At 40.4% G+C, this 19,679-nt stretch carries 26 protein-coding genes, 1 tRNA gene and 1 riboswitch; of the genes, 4 read left to right on the top strand and 23 right to left on the bottom strand.

What is annotated here, in order from left to right:
* Positions 1-375: 375 nt before the first annotated feature.
* Positions 376-477: riboswitch (TPP riboswitch) on the top strand.
* Positions 478-575: 98 nt separating this feature from the next.
* A complete protein-coding gene (gene thiT / locus OIT90_RS05225) occupies positions 576-1,151 on the top strand; it encodes an energy-coupled thiamine transporter ThiT (RefSeq protein WP_474892317.1) in 576 nt (191 codons plus the stop codon).
* A 240-nt stretch (positions 1,152-1,391) separates the two neighbouring features.
* Here thiT and OIT90_RS05220 read toward each other — a convergent pair whose 3' ends face one another.
* The 3 genes from OIT90_RS05220 to OIT90_RS05210 form a co-directional block, all read right to left on the bottom strand.
* On the bottom strand, positions 1,392-1,946 hold the full coding sequence (locus tag OIT90_RS05220; RefSeq protein ID WP_474892316.1) for an N-acetyltransferase family protein: 555 nt from the start codon (positions 1,944-1,946) through the stop codon (positions 1,392-1,394).
* A gap of 157 nt (positions 1,947-2,103) precedes the next feature.
* Complete coding sequence (locus OIT90_RS05215) at positions 2,104-3,651, bottom strand: flotillin family protein (RefSeq protein ID WP_039180936.1); 1,548 nt, start codon at positions 3,649-3,651, stop codon at positions 2,104-2,106.
* An 11-nt stretch (positions 3,652-3,662) separates the two neighbouring features.
* Complete coding sequence (locus tag OIT90_RS05210; protein ID WP_048237226.1) at positions 3,663-4,193, bottom strand: NfeD family membrane protein; 531 nt, start codon at positions 4,191-4,193, stop codon at positions 3,663-3,665.
* Positions 4,194-4,400: 207 nt separating this feature from the next.
* Here OIT90_RS05210 and OIT90_RS05205 point away from each other — a divergent pair, with 207 nt between their 5' ends.
* Positions 4,401-4,880, top strand: coding sequence for a DinB family protein (locus tag OIT90_RS05205; RefSeq protein WP_180272435.1), 480 nt, complete (start codon positions 4,401-4,403; stop codon positions 4,878-4,880).
* 40 nt (positions 4,881-4,920) lie between these two features.
* On the opposite strand, the gene OIT90_RS05200 is transcribed toward OIT90_RS05205, so the two are convergent.
* Both OIT90_RS05200 and betB read right to left on the bottom strand, forming a co-directional pair.
* Positions 4,921-6,129, bottom strand: coding sequence for an iron-containing alcohol dehydrogenase (locus OIT90_RS05200; RefSeq protein WP_047204078.1), 1,209 nt, complete (start codon positions 6,127-6,129; stop codon positions 4,921-4,923).
* Positions 6,130-6,156: 27 nt separating this feature from the next.
* Positions 6,157-7,626, bottom strand: a complete 1,470-nt coding sequence (gene betB / locus OIT90_RS05195; RefSeq protein WP_474892315.1) for a betaine-aldehyde dehydrogenase — start codon at positions 7,624-7,626, stop codon at positions 6,157-6,159.
* Positions 7,627-7,833: 207 nt separating this feature from the next.
* Here betB and cudC point away from each other — a divergent pair, with 207 nt between their 5' ends.
* Positions 7,834-8,391: a choline uptake/conversion transcriptional regulator CudC gene (cudC, locus tag OIT90_RS05190; protein ID WP_474892314.1), complete on the top strand. Its 558-nt coding sequence runs from the start codon at positions 7,834-7,836 to the stop codon at positions 8,389-8,391.
* 72 nt (positions 8,392-8,463) lie between these two features.
* Positions 8,464-8,536, top strand: a tRNA-Ala gene (locus OIT90_RS05185).
* An 86-nt stretch (positions 8,537-8,622) separates the two neighbouring features.
* Here the strand turns inward: OIT90_RS05185 and OIT90_RS05180 are convergent.
* From OIT90_RS05180 to OIT90_RS05095, 18 genes are all read right to left on the bottom strand, one after another.
* Entirely contained in the window at positions 8,623-8,772 is a 150-nt protein-coding gene (locus OIT90_RS05180) for a hypothetical protein (protein WP_330545462.1), read from the bottom strand.
* A 114-nt stretch (positions 8,773-8,886) separates the two neighbouring features.
* On the bottom strand, positions 8,887-9,690 hold the full coding sequence (locus OIT90_RS05175; protein ID WP_474892313.1) for a peptidoglycan recognition protein family protein: 804 nt from the start codon (positions 9,688-9,690) through the stop codon (positions 8,887-8,889).
* A 19-nt stretch (positions 9,691-9,709) separates the two neighbouring features.
* Positions 9,710-9,973, bottom strand: a complete 264-nt coding sequence (locus OIT90_RS05170; RefSeq protein WP_048237237.1) for a phage holin — start codon at positions 9,971-9,973, stop codon at positions 9,710-9,712.
* Positions 9,974-9,984: 11 nt separating this feature from the next.
* Positions 9,985-10,197: a BhlA/UviB family holin-like peptide gene (locus OIT90_RS05165; protein ID WP_008344062.1), complete on the bottom strand. Its 213-nt coding sequence runs from the start codon at positions 10,195-10,197 to the stop codon at positions 9,985-9,987.
* 56 nt (positions 10,198-10,253) lie between these two features.
* A complete protein-coding gene (locus tag OIT90_RS05160) occupies positions 10,254-10,400 on the bottom strand; it encodes an XkdX family protein (protein WP_224929347.1) in 147 nt (48 codons plus the stop codon).
* The gene (locus OIT90_RS05155) at positions 10,401-10,754 is read right to left on the bottom strand and encodes a hypothetical protein (RefSeq protein ID WP_474892312.1); all 354 of its coding nucleotides are present in this window, start codon (positions 10,752-10,754) and stop codon (positions 10,401-10,403) included. It abuts the gene before it with no gap.
* A complete protein-coding gene (locus OIT90_RS05150) occupies positions 10,751-12,163 on the bottom strand; it encodes a hypothetical protein (protein ID WP_059375804.1) in 1,413 nt (470 codons plus the stop codon). Before OIT90_RS05150 ends, OIT90_RS05155 begins: the two co-directional genes overlap by 4 nt.
* A gap of 102 nt (positions 12,164-12,265) precedes the next feature.
* On the bottom strand, positions 12,266-12,409 hold the full coding sequence (locus OIT90_RS05145; RefSeq protein WP_059375807.1) for an XkdX family protein: 144 nt from the start codon (positions 12,407-12,409) through the stop codon (positions 12,266-12,268).
* Positions 12,406-12,726, bottom strand: coding sequence for a hypothetical protein (locus OIT90_RS05140; RefSeq protein ID WP_059375809.1), 321 nt, complete (start codon positions 12,724-12,726; stop codon positions 12,406-12,408). Before OIT90_RS05140 ends, OIT90_RS05145 begins: the two co-directional genes overlap by 4 nt.
* Positions 12,727-12,739: 13 nt before the next feature.
* On the bottom strand, positions 12,740-14,125 hold the full coding sequence (locus OIT90_RS05135) for a hypothetical protein (RefSeq protein ID WP_474892311.1): 1,386 nt from the start codon (positions 14,123-14,125) through the stop codon (positions 12,740-12,742).
* A gap of 21 nt (positions 14,126-14,146) precedes the next feature.
* A complete protein-coding gene (locus OIT90_RS05130) occupies positions 14,147-14,446 on the bottom strand; it encodes a hypothetical protein (protein WP_058838039.1) in 300 nt (99 codons plus the stop codon).
* A gap of 11 nt (positions 14,447-14,457) precedes the next feature.
* On the bottom strand, positions 14,458-15,600 hold the full coding sequence (locus OIT90_RS05125; protein WP_474892310.1) for a pyocin knob domain-containing protein: 1,143 nt from the start codon (positions 15,598-15,600) through the stop codon (positions 14,458-14,460).
* A 13-nt stretch (positions 15,601-15,613) separates the two neighbouring features.
* A complete protein-coding gene (locus OIT90_RS05120) occupies positions 15,614-15,997 on the bottom strand; it encodes a phage tail-collar fiber domain-containing protein (RefSeq protein ID WP_024423249.1) in 384 nt (127 codons plus the stop codon).
* Between the two features lie 11 nt (positions 15,998-16,008).
* Entirely contained in the window at positions 16,009-16,932 is a 924-nt protein-coding gene (locus OIT90_RS05115) for a YmfQ family protein (RefSeq protein ID WP_064498124.1), read from the bottom strand.
* On the bottom strand, positions 16,916-17,965 hold the full coding sequence (locus tag OIT90_RS05110; RefSeq protein ID WP_474892309.1) for a baseplate J/gp47 family protein: 1,050 nt from the start codon (positions 17,963-17,965) through the stop codon (positions 16,916-16,918). The genes OIT90_RS05115 and OIT90_RS05110 overlap by 17 nt, the downstream gene beginning before the upstream one ends.
* Positions 17,958-18,380 (bottom strand): DUF2634 domain-containing protein, encoded by a 423-nt coding sequence (locus OIT90_RS05105; protein WP_107163140.1) that lies wholly within the window; start codon positions 18,378-18,380, stop codon positions 17,958-17,960. Before OIT90_RS05105 ends, OIT90_RS05110 begins: the two co-directional genes overlap by 8 nt.
* A 14-nt stretch (positions 18,381-18,394) precedes the next feature.
* Positions 18,395-18,661: a DUF2577 family protein gene (locus tag OIT90_RS05100; RefSeq protein ID WP_099663585.1), complete on the bottom strand. Its 267-nt coding sequence runs from the start codon at positions 18,659-18,661 to the stop codon at positions 18,395-18,397.
* Positions 18,658-19,668 (bottom strand): XkdQ/YqbQ family protein, encoded by a 1,011-nt coding sequence (locus tag OIT90_RS05095; RefSeq protein ID WP_047203987.1) that lies wholly within the window; start codon positions 19,666-19,668, stop codon positions 18,658-18,660. The genes OIT90_RS05100 and OIT90_RS05095 overlap by 4 nt, the downstream gene beginning before the upstream one ends.
* Between the last annotated feature and the right edge of the window lie 11 nt (positions 19,669-19,679).

The following is a 19,679-nucleotide window of genomic DNA, read 5'->3' as shown; positions in this document are numbered from 1 at the left end:
TCCTGTCTCGTCAGCGTTTGACTGACTACCTATGAAGTATCATAGGATTTTTTTATAAAAACTCGAATTAACAGGTACGTTTTGTCTTGTTTAGTTTTCAAAGATCATCTTCGTCGTCTCTCAGAGGCGACTTTATTAATATAACATTCTATCAAGATAAAGTCAACAACTTTTTTCTTAATGTTATTTATCAACCGCGCTGTTTCAGCGGCGAATACAAATATAACACCTTTTGAAAGAAGAAACAAGTATTTTTTCTAAATAATTTATTTTTCCTTATCTCTTCCTATATATTGATACAAATGCTGCTTATCTCGGGAATTGCCTATTGTTGATCCTGCAGGTCTTTAGTATATTTATAATAGATTGAAATTAAATAACCGCAGGGGGAGCTTTGTGCTGAGAGTGAACATTCGTTGTTCTGACCCTTTGAACCTGTCAGTTAATACTGAAGTAGGAATGTGGAATCACTTAGATACATATGGTGTATTCAAATCGATATGTTTTTCTATGAATAACATACTCATCCTTACACGGTCTCTCCTTGCTCAATTCATGAAAAAGGAGATTTTTTTATGCAGCAATCAAATCAATTGGTACGACTGATGGAAATCGCGATTATGACTTCACTTGCACTTGTATTAGATTACTTATCAGGTCTCTTTTTAAGAATGCCGAATGGCGGATCTCTTGCGCTGATTATGATTCCCGTCATTCTTATGTCTATTAGATGGGGGATATCTACCGGATTTATCATCGGTGTGTTAATCGCAGGTCTTCAGCTGATGAATAGCCCGATCATCGCTACACCTGTTCAAGGATTCCTCGATTACTTCGTTGCATCTGTTGTCATTTCTTTAAGCGGCTTGTTTTCTGGATTGATCAAAAAAGCCATTCAGGATCAAAAGCGAAAGCAGCAATTTTTCTATATTACCTTAGCTGTTTTTGTTGCTAGTTTCTTCAGGCTGCTGACGTTCTTTATTTCTGGCATCGTTTTCTTTTCTCAATATGCACCGAAAGGAACACCAGGATGGGTCTACTCTTTAATTTATAACAGCACATATATGGTTCCTTCATTTATTATTTGCAGTATTGTTCTTTGTATACTCATCCCAAGTGCATCCCGTTTGGTTTTTCCTCATCAAAAATAACCGGCTGATGACAGCTGGTTATTTTTTTATGCATAATTTGCTGCTCTATGGAATCTATTAATAATAGAAGATTTCATGCTGGAGGTACGACAATGAGCCCTTACTCCATTATGCTTTGCTGTTATATTCTCAGTCTTGCTTATTTTTTGGCAGGCTTCTATGAAGCTTTAAAAATAGCAGGCGTGAAAGGAAAAGTAGAAGCTTCACCGTTTATTTCTTACATGTTGCTTGCTGTACTTTTCACTTTTTTCTCTCATTATTACTGGAAGCTGACGATTTAATTCGTTTTACATGGTTATTCAATCTAGACAACTCCCATCCATACCCTATTTCATTATGGTTCTCGCCAGCCAGCTCGAACTGGCTGGTAACGACAAAACTAGGTTGAAGCTTTTGATAAAATTGTTTCGCCGAATTTTGTTCAAACACCCATAGCATCAACTTCTGATATCCTTTTTCAATTAAATACTCGACACCTTTAGCAATTAAAGCAATACCCGCCCCTGATTTCTGTTTCTGTTGGAATAAATAGATGGCATATAGCTCTCCATCATATGTAGAATAACGTTCGTCACGTTGTTTTCCGAAAGAAGCAAAACCAAAAACGCCATCCTCATCTTCTGCGACAAACGTGCCTTCAAGCGGTCTTCTTCTCCAGCTCTCTTCCCGCTCTTCAATGGTTAAACCATCTAAATACTCCTGCGAAATAATCCCTTGATAGGTCGTCTGCCAGCTTTTCACATGAATCTCGGCGATTTTTGGAATATCTTGATGTACAGCATGTCTCACCTTCATCCGCGCCACTCCTTTTAGCTTTTTCCACCTTATCTTCATTATGATAAATTCCTATTACATAGAATTCAATGGCCAGCGTTTTGTCAGCACATCTTTCAATGATTAAATCTTCTTCTATAAAAAAGTGACACCTTCTGGTGGAAGGTGTCTTTTGATTTTATTGTTCTATTTGATCATCAGCTTTTTCGATTTTTCTTGGTTGTTTGATTTCATTTGTCAGTTCTTGAATGCTTTGCTTCACATTGCCTTTGCCAGAAAAGTTCTCAATAATTTCTTTCACATCAATTCCAGAGGATGCTTTCAGACTCTCTTGAAGACTAGACATGAGATTTGTGGCATAGCCTGTAACTTTATTGGCACCGCTGCCTTCACCGTTACCGCCTGTATCCACAACAGTAATTTTATCAATGTTAGAAAGTGGTGCAGATACTTGCTTCGCATATTCAGGAAGCATTTTGACAATCATATCAAGGATCGCTGCCTGACCATACTGTTCGAATGCTTCCGCAATTTTCTCTTTCGCTTCGGCTTCTGCAAGTCCTTTTAGTCTAATGACTTCTGCTTCTGTTTCCCCTTTCGCACGATCCGCTTCCGCTTTGGCAAGCCCGTCAATACGAACTTTCTCAGCTTCTGCCTTGGCCATTGCTTCAATGCTGTATTTCTTCGCATCTGCTTCTGCGAGACGTTTCGCTTTTTCTGCCGCAGCCGACTGCTCAACAGCATAACGGTCCGCATCTGCTTTCTTTTTCACTTCAGAATCGTATTGACGTTCACGACGCTGAATCTCTTTTTCTTCTAATTCAATTTGTTTCTGACGCTCAATGATTTTGACTTGCATTTCTTGTTCAGTTACGTGCTGGCGGTTACGAGCTGTTTCTAAATCGTACGCTTGGTCAGCACTTGCTTTCGCTGTATCCTGTTCACGTCTGAATTCTGCTCTTTTCAGTTCATTAATCTTTTCTGCTTCAGCGATTTCAGTAGCACGCTCAAGCTCAGATTTCTTCGCATCTTTATCTGCCTCGGCACGTTTGATCCGTGTTTCTTTATCTGCTTCAGCCGTTGCAATATCTGCATCGCGTTTTACTTGGGCAATTCTTGGTTTACCTAGAGATTCTAAGTAGCCATTTTTATCACGAACATCTTTGATCGTAAACGAGACAATGACTAGACCCATTTTCGCTAAATCTTGAGAAGCAACGCGTTGTACTTCTTGTGAGAATTTCTCTCTGTTTTTATAAATCTCTTCGACTGTCATTGATCCTAAGATGGAACGGAGGTGACCTTCTAATACTTCTCTCGCTTCGTTTTCACGGTCTTCTTTTGTTTTACCTAAAAATTGCTCTGCAGCAGTAGCAATTTCTTCAATCGATCCACCAATTTTTATGATGGCCGTTCCATCCGCCATGACCGGTACACCTTGTTCGGTATAGACTTCAGGCGTTGAAACATCTAGCTTGCTAGATAGTAAGCTGAGCGGCTCTGCTTGTTGAAAGACTGGAAGGACAAAGGTACCGCCGCCTCTTACAATCTTAATCTTGTTTCCACCTTCGTCCACGTGGACATTTTTACTTCCTAGATAACTTCCTGTGACGATTAATGCTTCATCTGGACCTGCTGTCCGGTATTTAGAAACAAATACACCAATAAGTGCAATAAGAATGACAAGCACAATTCCAATGATCACTAAAATAGTTGTTCCTGGCATAGCATTCCCTCCTAGATTTCTTCATTTGGTATAACAGATAAGACGCCTTTGTTCACTTCGACAACTAGCACACGGGTTCCATATGGAATCTCCTCTTGGTCGAAGCTAACAGCTGGCTTTGAGATTTTCCCGCTATTACTGATTAACAGCACTTCTCCAAACCCGTCTTTTGGAACAGATACAATGATCTCCCCAGTTCTTCCTTTTAAATCGGCCTCCGTATAAGAGAGAGATTCTTCAGCAGAGGAAAGCGGGACTAATACAAATACATTCAAACAGGTCACAAGGATCACTGCGAGGATGGCAGATAATACTGCGCCAAGTCCACTTCCTACAATTGCTGTTTTTTCAGAGATAAACCCTCCAGCCGAGAAAAAGGTAAGAAATGCGAGGATCAATGTTGGTTGAAGGAATGGAACAGGGATCGCTTCAAACCATCCATCAAATACATCGCCGAAAAAGACGAAAACAAGTGTCAGGATTCCTGATATCATCAATATGTATAAATACAGCGTCTGAAGAGGCAGCCCAAACACATCCATCTTCCTCACCCTTTCTTCATGAAATGAACATCTGTTGTTTCATTTAGACCATACTCACCTCCAATGTATTCCTTGTAACAGGTAATACGAACCACTTTTGTAAAGGTTTCATATTTCATCACAATTCTTCAAAGGGATTTTCGGATAGCTCAAGAATGATTGTCATGTACCCTTATGTTAAAATTTGATCTTGAGGTGATGAAGAAAATGAGTTTATTACATGAAGCAAGACAAGAATTGTGGCACGAGCTGCAAGGTTTGAGCGAAGAACAATTGAACCAAAAATTATCTGATGATACTTGGAGTATTCAAGAGGTAGCAGATCATTTAAAGAAAATGGACCTAGTTGCAGCAAAACATCTAGCTGCTGAGGGGAAAAAAGCACCGATCAAAGAATATGAACCAAAGCCGGTGGAAATGGCAGAGGACCGTTCAAAAAAAGCCACTGCGCCTAGTATTGTTGCGCCTGAGCACAAGCATGTGACACCTACACATTTAAAGGATGAGCTGGATACAGCTCGTGAGCAGCTCAATCAAATTTTATCAACATTTACTGAGGAAGATTTCAAACGCGTCATTGCACACCCTGTGTTTAAAGAGCTATCCCTTAAGCAATATCTTGATTTTATCGGCGCACACGAAAAACGCCATATTCATCAAATCAAAGAAATTAAAGAACAACTATAAAACATAAAAAGGACTCCCTTTAGGGAGCCTTTTTTCATTGTTACACTGTTTTAGGTGTTAACTCAAAGCAGCGAGCATAAATCCATTTGTACGCTTTTTCGTTTAGATCTCTTGGGTTTCCAACTGTTTGCGGATCTTTCATCGCTTCTTTAGATAAACGGTCAATCATATCTTTTGATACACCTTGTTCTTCTAATGAAGGAATTTCTAAATCTTCTACTAAATCATACATCCAGTTCACGGCTGCTTTGGCTGCTTCCTCTGTTGTCATTCTGCTTGTATCAACCCCAAACGCTTGCGCGATTCGAGCGAATTTTTCCGGATACCCTTTCCAGTTATACTCCATCACTGGTCCCATCATCGCTGCAACACACTGACCGTGCGCAACAGGAATAATGCCTCCGAGTGTTTGACTCATCGCATGTGCAGCGCCAGCTGATTCACTTCCATAAGAAAGCCCGGCAAGCATCGCAGCTTGTGCCATTCCATATCTGGCTTCCAAGTCCTCACCATCAGCAAAGGCACGACGAATATAATGAGCTGCATATTCAATGGCCATGAGCGCTACCGCATCTGTAATCGGTTGAGCAAATTTCATCGTATAGCATTCAATCGCGTGAGCAAGTGCGTCAATTCCAGTCATTGCTGTCACATGAGGCGGCATGGATACATGAAGCTCTGGGTCAATCACTGTAAGATGAGCTGCAATAAGAGGACCACCTGTATTGAATTTGAATTCTCTTTCTTCATCAGTAATGACTGCCCATTGTGTCACTTCTGAACCTGTACCAGCTGTTGTCGGAATAGTGGTTAAAGGCGGGATTCTGTTTTCAAGCGGTTTTTTCCCCTCTGCCGCTTCGTAATCAAGGACTGAACCTTCATGAGTCGCCTCTACTCCGATTGCCTTTGCTGTATCCATTGAGCTACCGCCGCCTACTGCGATTAATCCATTACAGCCTTCTTTTTCATATAAAGCAGATCCTTCGTTCACTAGACGGACTGGCGGATTTGGCTCTACTTTATTAAATAGAACAACATCAATTTGCGCTTCTTTTAATGAAGCAATGACGGGATCTACCACGCCCGCTTGATAAATGCCGGGGTCAGTTACAAGCAATACCTTTGAAACGCCGTATGCTTTTACTTCTTCCCCAACATGTTTCACTGCACCAATGCCGTGTTTGATGACAGTCGGAATTTCAAATGTATGGAATTTCTGCATGCTTTCAATTTTCATATTTAGTGTCATATAGAATCTCCTCCAAATGCGTAATTTTTATTTAAACCAATGAACTGCTTCAGGTTTTGTATTTCGATATAAATGCTTCAGCTCAGTATATTCTTCAAGTCCCGTACGTCCTAATTCACGCCCAATGCCTGATTGCTTGTAGCCACCCCACGGTGCTTGAGCAAAATAAGGATGGAAATCATTGATCCAAACCGTGCCTAATCTTAATTGCCGAGCCACTCTTTCGGCTTTGCTGATATCAGAAGACCACACAGCTCCTGCTAATCCATAAATCGTATCATTTGCCAGCTTGATGACTTCTTCCTCTGTATGGAAGGATTCGACTGTCAGGACAGGTCCAAAAACTTCTTCTTGCACAATCCGCATATCTGACGTGCAGCCTGAGAAAATGGTTGGCAAGTAGAAGAACCCATTTTGCAGCTCCTCTGCGTCAGGCCTTTTTCCACCTGTCTCTAACCTAGCGCCTTCTTCTAAACCGATGCTGACGTATTTTTCTACTTTTTCTCGATGCTCAGCTGAGATGAGCGGCCCGCTCTGGGTGTCTTCATCAAAGCCGTTGCCTAGCTTGATTTTTTTCGTACGCTTCACCAGTTCTTCTAAAAATTCATCATGAATGGATTCTTCCACCAGCAAACGTGACCCTGCTGAACACACTTGCCCTGCATGGAAAAACACAGCATTCATTGCCTGGTCAACCGCTACGTCTAAATCAGCATCTTGAAACACAATATTCGGATTCTTTCCGCCAAGCTCTAGGGCTATTTTTTTCACATTACCGCTGGCTCCCTGCATAATTTTCTTACCTGTTTCAATACCGCCTGTAAATGAAATCAGATCTACTTGATCATTCACAGCAAGCTCATCTCCAACCGTTGCCCCAGGTCCAAGCACTAGATTTGCAACGCCTGCCGGAACGCCCGCTTCTTCCATGAGTTTAAATACTTTTATCGTGGTGAGTGGTGTGATTTCACTTGGCTTTAGAACGATTGTATTTCCCGCCGCAAGAGCCGGCGCGATTTTCCAGCTTGCTTGAAGCAATGGATAGTTCCAAGGAGTGATTTGTCCGCATACACCGACAGGCTCTCTGATTAATTCACTTTTCGAGTTTGGAATTGGCGATGCAATGATTTCCCCGCCATCTTTATCAGCCAGTCCTGCGTAATATTGGAACACGTTCGCAATATCATCCATATCTGCCTTGCTTTCCTCTAAAGTTTTGCCTGTATCAAGTGATTCCAATTTGGCTAGTTCATCAAGATCACGTCTAATCAATTCAGCTATCTTAAACACAATATTTCCTCTTTCAAGTTCAGGAAGATTTGCCCAATCCCCTTGATCGAAGGCTTTTCTCGCTGCTTTAATGGCTAGCTGAGCGTCATTTCTAGATCCTTCGCTGACTGTCGCGATCACTTCTTGATTGAACGGATTGATGATATCCCGCGTGTCGGTACTTTTAGCGCCAACCCATTGTCCGTCTATAAATAGTGTTTGACTCATAGAAGGAACCTCCTCTAATTCTCTTTGGTAAGTTTGTTAAATAAAAATTTAACGTTTTGAATATAATTAACTTATCATGTTCAAATTTTTCTGTCAAAGGGGGGATATGCTTCATTTATTTTGACTTTTTGTATTCTTTCGTTAACATATAGTCCATAAAGATTTTTTTGAACGTATTGAATTCTCTTAATAGAAAGCAGGGACAAAATGAAAAAGCAGGAACAGCCGCAAGCAGAAGATCGTATTTTAGCTGCTAAAGATCTAGTCATTGATTCCATAGCTGAAACGATGGATCTCTATGGCATTACGCGAAGTGCAGGTATTCTATATGGGACGATGTATTTAAATGAAGAAATGACACTGGATGAAATGCGTGAAGAGCTGCAAATGAGTAAGCCGAGTATGAGTACGGGTGTGAAAAAGCTGCAAGACATGAATATTGTCAAAAAAACGTTTCACCGGGGCCGAAGAAAACACAGCTTTGTTGCGGAAAAAGACTTTTTTAAGTTTTTCACGAACTTTTTTCCGCAAAAATGGGAACGAGAGGTTGAGGTCAATTTAACGGCAATTGAAGAAGCGCAGGAGCGGCTTCAAGAGGTGGCGCATGATGATCAGCTGGAGGAACATGTAAGAGTGGAAGCGCAGCAGCTCATTGAGCAGCTTGAAAGCTCAAAAGCCTATTATGACTGGCTGAGACGATTAGCCCATTCTGTTCATTCTGGCGAAATCTTTGACTATATTCCAATTGAGCAGAAGGAAAAATAGACATTGTGTTTACATTTTACAGCTTGAATTTCACAGGAGGATTGATTATAATAAATTATGTCGTCATACCTCGGGGCATTAGCTCAGCTGGGAGAGCGCTACGCTGGCAGCGTAGAGGTCAGCGGTTCGATCCCGCTATGCTCCATACGAAAAACCATTCTTGAGAAGTCAAGGATGGTTTTTTTATGTACATATCTCTTATGCTTGTTCTTTGTTTTTTCGTATTCTTAATCAATTTATGATGAGGTATGTAATCACAGAAAGATAAGTTAGGATGAGAATGATTGTATAGGACACAGGAAAATCGCTCGTCATTCCGTGATAAATGAAATAGATGAGCAGCACTGACAGCATGATGATCTGGAACAGTTCTTTTTTCATTTTTCTCTCCTCTCATGATAGATTTGGTTGATTGTATCACACATGATGTCATTTTTTGTTAGCTATCAGCAAGGAAGCATTTCCTCACTTGCTGATAGCTCTTTTTATAGATCGTCACTTCTTCAGCAATTGTTCGATTTTGTTCTTCGTCTTCGGTCCGTAAATTCCGTCTGCAGCTAAGCCGTTCATGAGCTGAAACCGCTTGACCGCATTCGCTGTTTTCGGTCCATAATAGCCGTCAATCCCGTTGTTTTTTGCCCCTTTATCTGGGTAAAAATAGAGGGATGATAAGGCTTTTTGCACGGCTGTGACTTGAGAGCCTTTTGTTAAGGGCTTGGTTACTTTTAAAATGCCAGATGGCAGGTTTGACGATTTCTGTTTGGAAACGGGTGCTTTGTGGCTCAAGCTTTCTGCCTGAACTGGTTTTCTTGTGCTTTTGCTGCCGGTATGCGCTGTGGCTATGCCAGCTTTAAACTGATCCCATCGTCCGAGAAGTTTCCTTGGACACTCTTTCCCGCTCCAATGTTTATGAGGCACTACATTTGATAAAGGAATACCCAAATCTCCTATCAGCTTGCGAATGAGCCATTGGGCATTTTCGACTGCTTGTTCAAAGTTACCGTCTGCATTTTCACAAATTTCAATTCCAATTGACTTCATATTGCCGGTGCCTCTGCCATCCCCTGCATGCCAGCCGTTTTCGTTTAACGGTAAATGCTGATAAATCACCTGATCATCTACAGTGTAATGCCAGCTGACACCGGTACTTGAACGTGCAACAAACGCTGCATGACTGGCCGCATTAGCACCTTTTGCACTGTTTGACGTATTATGCACTGTAATATAGAGCGGCTTCATCGTGTTTCCTGGTCTGTTGCGATGTTGTTTTGGGATCAATGCTTGAATGATTTTCACCATGTCGTTTCTCCTTCAAGTATTATTTTGTTAGCCCTCTTTGTTTCAGAGCATCTTTTTGTAATTGTCCTTTGTAGGTCACATAATTGTTTTTAAACCAAGCGATAACCGCTGTGACCATAGTAAAAATTGTAGAACCTGCCACATAAAGTGCCTCACCAGCGGTTTGTACTTGCTCCTCGCTAATCGGCAGCACCGTCTGTCCAAACATGACAAGCGTTTGATTGATCAGAGCAATAAAAAGAAGCACTGTGCGAATCACAGTGCCTTTGTCGGATGTTTTCATGATCTTTCCTCCTATTTTAAATTTCGTTCTATTTTGTCGAGTTTGTCGATCACGACGTCATACTTTTCACTAAACTTTGCTAGTACATCATTTTGCGCCTCGATTTGCTCATTGAGCTTGTTTTCTCGTTCCTTTGTTGTGTTTAATACGTAAAACAGCACCCAACAAAACAACACCGCAAACGGTCCTTGTGTCATTAAATATTGAGTCAAATCCATTTCCACTGCACTCACCTACTCCCTCACTTTGCCCATCTTTAAAGAAGGCAAAATAAAAACGCCTATTCAGCGTTTGTTGGATATTCTTCTCTTGTTATTTCTTTGTATTGTTTCGGCGTAATCTTCTCAAAACGAACAAATTTTGCTACATCTTCATTTTCATAACACTTCCATTGATAGAACAATGAAATACTACGGAACCAATCCAATTAAATGACCCCCTTTTCATTCAGCAACATGATAAGCTCTGATATTGTTTTTGATTGTTCTTCTACTCTCTTTTCTGACTCTGACAGCTGCTGAAGCAGATCAGCATTTTGCTGTTTTAATAGATCAATTTCTGATGGTGGCAGCGGTTTTGGCTGCAAGCTATCAATGTATTCCTGTGTTGCCGACTCATACCATGCTCTTTTCGTTTCATTGTATTTACCTTTGTACAAACCATCTTGAGGTCTTACATCTGTATATCCTTTTGGGATGTCTGCGTCCCCTTCAATTTCTATTTCTTCCCCTGGAAGGTAATTGAATTTTCCGTCGTATTTATATATCCAGTTCACTTTCATCCCTCCTGTGCCGCCATGAATTTAAAGCCGAAAGTAATAAATTCATTTGGGTTTGTTGAATTGGAGACACTTTGTATATACACATTACCATCAGTATCAATATGTGTTCTGTGTGTTTGTGGTGTTGAACCAGCGCCGATACTAGATGCTACCCCTATGAAATGAATATCCTGTACTGGACGATAACCACTTGGCAATGTAAAAACAGGTACTGCAAAACCGATAGTTCCCCCTGTAATAGAACCAATTAACTCTACCTCTCCAAATGGATTCTTATAAAATTGCACTTTTTGAGTGCCGTATTGTTTCCATCCGTTTATTATTGTTGTCGGGGATTTCCATTCTATTTGCTCTGCGCTGGTTAACAAACGTTCCCATTTTGACCATACGCTATTTACAACTGTTTTTCGCCATGTTCGGCCGAGATTATCAAAAGCAATAATAGAACCGTAGTTTCCTGCACTATTACATACCCAAACCCCTCGTAAAGCAACACCTGGTCCGTTAATAGCTGATGTGTCTGAGGTAAAATGTACAAAACCTTTATAACGAGGTAGTATGTCATGAAAATCAACAGAATTGATTATGTGAAATTTTCCAAAACCATCTGGATTGGTAATAGGAAATGCTTGAATAGCATTTAAATCTTTAGCTGTGAGCTGCCTTTCCCATTCAGTCCATGTATAGTCAGTCTTCCTAATTCTATAAAAAGAGTTCAGACCATTGACTGCATCATAGATAGCTTGTAGCAGGGTATTCCCATAACTGATAACAATCATAAACGCCCTTTTGATCTCTTTTGGACCATTTAGACCTGCATTATAAACGAGATACATTCCTGTTTCCGTAATTTCGTTATAGTCGGTGGTCTCACTTGTACCTTTATAAAAGGGTTGACCGTTATCCCTTGTTATTTTATGAAGCTGACTGTTGTTCCATTTATCTTTTTCAGCTGCTGTCGGAATTTGAGTCCAAGTGATAGATAAATGGCTAGAATTATAGTAGAAGTAATATGCATTGCCTGATGTATCTATCGCAAAACCTGTTCCAATGTTATTTTGTCCCACTGTCTGTATCCCTCTAATGGCGAATTGTGAAGGGCTATCCTCTATTCCACTGGGCGCATAAAATGTACATGTCCCTTTGTCTTTAATTGAGTCATAAATTTTTGAGCCGACAGGAATATTTAAAAGTTGTACTCCATTATCTCCTGTAATTTTATACAGCTGCGACTCATTCCATTTCTTTTTTTCTAGTTCTGAAGAGTGTTGGCTAGAATCACCGATATGAAGAGTTAATTGTTCTGATATACCAGTGTCGTTATGAATCAGTATTTTCAACATATCGTTGAATAGATCAGCATGAGCTTTATCACTCGTTTCAAAAGAACGAGGAGTTTTTATATCCAATTTGTTCTCTCCTTTGTTTCAATGAGATTGAGAATAATTTATGATTTAATAGTTTTTTAACGCCATCGCAACAACCTTTTTTCCGGCAAAAAAATAAAGCCATTAGGCTTCGTATTTGTCTCCTGTTATGTCTTCATAGTCATCTGCCGAAATCCAGCCAATGCTTACATAAAATGCAATGTCCTCTGGGCCGTAACATTGCCAGTCCCAAAATTGTTTGATATCTGCTACAGTTGGAAACATCATTCTGAAGTCCCCCCTTTCTGCATAGCCAGTAGTTGCGTTAATTGTTTTGATAATAAAGCATTTTGTTTCTTTAAAAGTTCTATATCACTTGGTGGGAGAGGGGCTGATTTTAAGCTATCTATATACTCCTGTGTCGCTGATTCATACCATTGTTGTTTTTCCACATCAAAAGCTGCTTTATAAAAAGAAGGATTATTGGGTGGAGCGATTGTTGTGCATTGATCTGGAATGACATAATTACCTTCATCATCCCTTTCGAACACTTCGATAGGTCTGACCAATTCATTTTGATGATTGTATTCATAGGCTTGTATCATCTTTATCACTTCCTTAATTTAATGGGACGACTGTGTCAAAATAATAGCCAGTTACTGCACTGTTATTCACTGCATGTAAACCGGTTAATTTTAGCTCTCCTGTCTTATATATATATAATTTACTATGACCGGTTGTACCCGATACTGGTACTGATACTACTATGCCTTTATCAGGTAATCCATTAATTGGAATTTTACCACAAATAACTTCTCTATTCGCTACTAGATGACCTCTCAACAATAATAAGTTTCCCCATTTAACATATTGAACTGGTCTGTCACCAATAGAAGAACCATTATCTAATGTGACATCTAGCCACTTGACACTTTCAAAATCAGCATCAGTTACTATTTTTTTCCACCCTTTGAAAACACCGTCAGTATGAACAGTACCAAACCAATGAGTGTTGTCATAACTTCTAATGATGTGAATAGTCTTTCTACCATTTACAGTTTCTAAGATATCAATATTAAACCAAGAAGAATCATTATCGACAGGCATATTTAAAACATTAGATCCAACAGCAAAGTAAAATCCGGATGGCAGCGTTAATATATCGGTACCTATTGGCATTGAAAGTCTTAATCCCTTTGAGTTTAATAGGTTATGGTCATTGAGACGCTTCCAACCGCTCCACTCTTGTTGGGTACCCGTTACATCAGTTGTTGAACGGTTAATATAGACATCTCCTGTATTGTTTGCTCCGATGACCCAGCCATAGGTATTTTCACTAAAGACAGACAAAGCCCTCATGGAACTTCTTGTCGGAAGATCTGGATGTGCTTCATGGATGTACCATGAGTGAACTCCCGGCAATTTTATCAATTTATCTAAAATACTAGGATCATCTGCATTAATTCTTTCAAAAGCTTTTCCATCATCAGCAGTGATTTTAGATAATTGTCCTGCATCCCATTTGTTTTTTTCATTTTGAGTCGGCATTTGCACCCAGTTGATTCCAATGTCTTTCACATGATAGGAAAAACAAAATGAGTTGCCTGATGTGTCAATTGCAATTCCTACACCAATATTGTTTTGTCCTACAAGCTGGAAGCCTCTTAATGCAGCGTTCCCAATAGCAGGAGAATCAACTACTCCTGAACCTCCTGGGGCATAGAATGAGCAAGCACCTAGCGCTTTAATCTCCTCATAGATACTTCCACCAGCAGGGATATTAATCAATTGGGACCCGTTATCATTTGTCAGTTTATATAGCTGGGATTCATTCCATTTCTTCTTTTCTGAACCAGAGACGTGAGGGTTTGTATCTTCTGCATGATGATGAATTTGAGCTAATAGTTCTGTATCATTTTCAATCAAGGTCTGCATCATCTTATTAAATAAATCTGCATGCGCTTTGTCATTTATCTCAAAAGAACGCGGTGTTTTTAAAACCATATTTCTCCCCCTTATAAAGTTTTAAAATGATTTCAACTCTTTTATGTCATGTAATATCTGTGTCATTTGTTTGGTTAAAAAGGCATTTTGCTCCTTTAATATTTCAAGATCATTAGGTAATGGTTTTGTTTTTAGGCTATCGATATATTCTTGCGTAGCTGTTTCCTCCCATTTCTGTTCTTTAGGATTAAATTTTGCAATATACGATTCAACAGGAGGAGGTACATCAGTAAAACCTTCAGGAATTTTTTCATGTTCATTGATGAGTTTCTCTTCACCAGGCACATAAATCAATTGATCATTATATTTATAAATCCACATTTTAGTTCCTCCTATAATGTACTGAATTTGATTAAAAACGTAATGAATTCTGTAGGATTGGCAGAGTTAGAGGATAATTGTACACATACTCTTCCGTCGTTTGTAATAAATGTCCGATGATATTGTGGTACCCCAGATGTACCAAGACTTGAAGCAACCCCCAAATAATAAACAGAATGTTTCGGGCGGTATCCCTCTGGAAGGACAAAAACAGGAATTTCACCTAAGGCCCCATCTCTAACAGCACCATTTATCTCCACTTCTCCCAAAGCATTTTTACCAAAACGAATAGGTAGCGCACTTGAACTATATTCTTTCCATCCGTTTAAAAGCCTTGGAGTGGTCCATATAATTTGTTGATCTGCCTCACTCAAATTACGTCTCCAGCCTTGCCAGCCTAAATTTAGATCAAGGTAATTCGTATACATGTTGTTTTTGTTATCAATAGCAATGACCCATCCATAAGTTCCTTTATTATTACTATCAGACGAAGTAAAATGATAAAATCCTCTGGCAGATGACTCAGAAGGATTATCTTTTGCACCAGCCACGGAATAAAAAGTGCCGAATGTTTTACCAGTTTCAGATATTTTATCAAGAAGACTATCTGCTGCATCTACAGATACACGAACACCACCTGTGTCATTAGTAATTTTAATTAATTGACTTCCATTCCATTTGTTTAAATCGTTTATACTCGGAAGAGGTGTCCAAGTAATAGTTGTATGCCCATGATTGTAGTAAAAGCTGTATGCCTTCCCTGCTATATCTACCGCAAAGCCTGCCCCTATGTTATTTTGGCCTACTATCTGCATACCTCTTAGTGATATATTTGACGATGATGGAGAATCTTCTACTCCAGGAGCTGCGTAAAATGTACATGTTCCTTTATCCTTAATTGCATCAAATATTTTTGAATCTGCTGAGACATTGATAAGCTGCATACCATTATCTGCAGTTATTTTATAGATTTGCGAGTCATTCCATTTTTTCTTTTCTTCTTCAGATGCATGTAAGTTCATATCTTGAGTGTGACTCGTAAGCTGTTCTAACAGTCCATTGTCGTTTTCAAGCAAGGTTTGAACCATTTCATTGAATAAATCAGCATGAGCTTTGTCACTAGTTTCAAATGTTTTCGGTGAATTTATTTCCATTAAAATCCCTCCATTAATAAATATCATCAATCTCAAAAACGAATTCGATGTCGCCGTCTTTTTGTTTGTCTGTCATGGTGCGGATGGCGGTGAATTTGCCGTCTTCGTCGACAAGTGCTAGTTCGTTGATCACTTCTCCTGCCAGTTCTCCTTCGGCGATCGTGCAGGTGTAGCGGATTTTTGCTGGTTCCATGAAGGTAAATGAATCAATATTTTTCTGGACTAGTTCTTTTTTGAGTTTTTGTTCCGTGCCGTCTAGTGAGATCGGTTTTCCATCCTTCGTTCCCCCATTTCCAAATGCCATTTTGACGACTTTTGTGAGTTTTGTTCCTTCTGCTCTTGCCTTTGCCATTTGTTGACGTGCATACAGTGTTGTTACGGTTAATTGATCAGCCATTGTGATCCTCCTTATAAATCTATTTTTTTAGAAGTTGCTGCGAGCATTTTTGATCCGTCCAACGGAACAGATCCATCAAGAATCCAGTAATGATCCTTGATCAGTAAGCTGCCACCCTGCTCAGTTTGGACATGTACTGGCAGACGGAATGTCATCTTCTTTTTGGTTTGATGCTGAAGCTGATTTTTTGTGCGTAAAGTCAATGCCGCTTCTTGCTTCGTTTCATGTACCGCTCCAGTCATGACATAGTTCATGCGATGTGCTGTTTCTGACTGATGTTGAAGCCGCATTCTCATGTTTAATGAATGTCGAAAACGAGCAGGCACATCCGTTGTACCTCGTGTTCCACTGAGATAAAACGTACCATTTAAGACAAATTCACCATTGAGTAAAATCGGGATATGATCGAAAAAACCCACCCTGCTGCGCAGTGTGAGCCTCACGTGATGATCATTTTTTTCATGTACGTCGGTATGATGAAAAGCCGTGAACGTATAAGCCAAGTGAGCAGGCTTTAACGTTTCAAGAATTTCTACAATATATCTCGTGTTTTGCAGATCATCAAGGTTCACACGTAAGGCGAAGTGATAACGATTGGTTGTGAGACGGATGACAGCACTTGGATTTTTAAGAAAGCGATTCACTGATTTCTCTAATGAAAGATACGTGATTGGCGGAATATTTGACATCATATTGAGTAAGCGTGCCCTGCGCAGTTCAATTGAATCATCTGATTCCCGCTGCACCTTCAGCATTCTTTCCCATCTATTCAATCCCCATGTCGCTGTTAAAGGAAAGAACTGATCCGTTAAGTCGAAAATGGATTCGTCCAATTGCTCAAATTCCGGTGCCTCTGTCTTGAGCAGGTGATCCACTTCATAAATTTCTGTAAAATATGGCGGCAAATAGTTTTTCATTTCATCCTGTTTGCTCAATAACCTTCACCTGCCTAAGACGCGGAATCTCAATGTCCTGTAATACTAAGTTTTTCGACTCGCCATTCAATAACACATCTGCATAATCTGACACACTTTCTGAATGATACAAAATATCATTTAAGGCGGACATTCGAATGGTACTCTTTTCAAATGCGATTGATTTCAACAACGTCTTGACCTTTTCTTCTATTTCTTTCTGAGCTCCTTCAAGGGTCCAGTCCATTTGAAGTTCGACAGCCACTTCTATGTCGATATCCAGCCATTTGGCGCTTTCAACGGTTGCTTTTGAGCCTATAGGCGCTTGTCCTTCTCCTTCACCTGGCACTGGGTCGATATATTCCTGTACCCTTTTGACAAGAAGGTCTGATGCAACATCTAGATTGCCATCTGTTATAACAATTTTAACCGTCCCTTCTCCGTTCCAAAGCGGGAACACTTTCGCTCTGCCAACACCGGCTACTTCCTCAGCCCATTTTTTATAATGCGCCCTGTTGGCACTGACAGCCTCTCGCCTCGCACGTATTAAATATCGATCGTATAATGAAGCGTCATCTTCCTCCTCTTGACCAGGTATGACCAGTTCTCTCATCGTAATCGATTCAAGTCCAGGAATTGTATCAAGTGACAGCAGCGGCTGATCTGTTAATTGAACATTACCGGCTTTACCAGGTGTCTCGCATTCTAGCGTGCCATCCTTCGAATATTGGAAATAAACGTCTTCAATAAAAAAACGTGAGCCAGCTGGAATATTGATATTTTCTGGCTGAATGGCCGTTGACCAAACCGCTTTAGTGGCTGGTTTTCTTTCAATTCCTACTTCAGCAGCCCGCCGATCTAGAAACTCTCCTTGTGCTGTATCTGCAAAGACCAGCTCAAACACTTGATCAAGCCAAATATAGGATTGGGCCAATTCGGCGGCAGCAGGTGCCAAGGCATTCCAAATCACGCTGTTTTCTCTTTTATCTATATCATCTGGCAGTCTTTCCAGCATTCTTTCCATTAATGCTTCGTACGTCTGTTCCTCAAACATCGCCCTCCATCACCTCCTCTATTTCTAATGTACCCTCATCTGTGACAATAGCTAATTTGACATGAAACGATTCATTTTGCTTTGTGACCTCTAACTCTTCAATATGATCAATCCGCTCGTCAACGAGCAGTGCCTCCTCTAGCAGCCTTGGAATCTCCATCTCTTTGTATTCATCCGTGGCTTCTGTATCCGTCAACAGCTCCTGAATTTCTGTTCCAATGTCGTGGCTGTAGATAGGATGTGCGTACCGCTCTGTCCTAAGTGTCATATAAATAAATTGCCGGATTGCTTCAATACCTGAAATGGTTTCGCCTGTCAGTCTGCCAGTTTCAAAATCTATTCGATACGTCGTCGAGGTTTCAACCTCTTCATCTTCTTCTATTTCCTCGATTTCTTCCTCTGGTGAAAGTGCCACGTTCATCACCTCCCTTACAATTTGTCGATGATGTAAAAGGACTGCCCTCCTGCCATTGCAAGCACCATAATACTGTCTCCTCTTTTCAGCTCATCATCCTCACCCTTATTTAAGCGCTTCGGCCAAATCAGTAATTCTTCTGGAATGGTCAGCTTATGATTCTCATTTAATCGGATGCTCAGCGGGGAAACTGCCGTGACTTCTCCAATGACAAGATCGATTGGAGATTCTGCGTCTACTGCATTCACTGCCAACCGTTTAATTGCTTCACTTAATCTCACGCTTGATCACCCTTTGGCATTGAATTTTTCTCAACAACATCAATGGTCATGGTGTGTTTCACCCCACTGAATTCATGTTTGTCTTGATCGATCCAGTAAGTTTTTTTTACGTTGATTTCAGGAATTTTCAAATAGATTGGGAGACCGCTTTGCAGCTCAGGAATTCCTAACGCTTGGATGCTTTTGACTTCTTGTTTGACGCCTTTTTTCTCTGCCAGCCGTACTTTGGCTCTTTTTTGCAACTGCGGCTGGTTAATTTGCCCCGTGACTGTCTCAACATGCTGTAAAATACCGTATTTATTCTGACCGGCTTTATCCTGTTCGATCACAACAATCTCGGATTTACTGCCTTTTTTCTTATTTTTCCCCTGTTCATCAGCAGACGTACGCATCTTAACACGAGTGGCTGTCTCTTCAATCGAGGTACTGTATTGATAGCTGATGAGATTGATGCCTGATTCAATGACCCATACGTCCTCTGGATCAGGCCAGGCTCTCAGCCCCATCTTGCCTTTAGCAGAATAGATTTGATAGTTTCTTCCCGTTTGCCGCTTCGTTTCTTTCAATGCTTTCAATATCATGTCATACAGGCTCGTATCATTTTTAAAGACTAGTGATTTGATGACATGTCCTGTATTGGCGATGGAGGTCATTGGAATTTGAAAGTCAGCTCCAATCCGCCTTAAGATTTGATCTGCTCTTTGATTTGAAAAAACATAGACATCTTGGTTTTTCACCAAATATTGAAGCATATCGTATGCGGTAAAGGTCATCTTCCCTTCAACAGGTGTCCGGGAAAAAACGATGCCTCTAAAAAGCTCTTTTCCTTTCCATTTAAAAAGAACCGTGTCCCCTTCCGAGACACGGTAATACGTTTGACTGCCTTGCTTTGTGATAATATTTGCCTGAATTGAGCGAGGGGCTTGATACCTTTGCCCCTGAAGTGTCACACTCTCTGTGACAAGCTCATACATGGTGCCGCTTCTGATGGCAAAAAGCTCGATCAATGCCAGCCCCC

This window comes from Bacillus sp. ABR (genome assembly GCF_056172715.1).
Note: the sequence above shows the minus strand (reverse complement) of the source record. Positions and strands in the feature narration are given on the sequence as shown.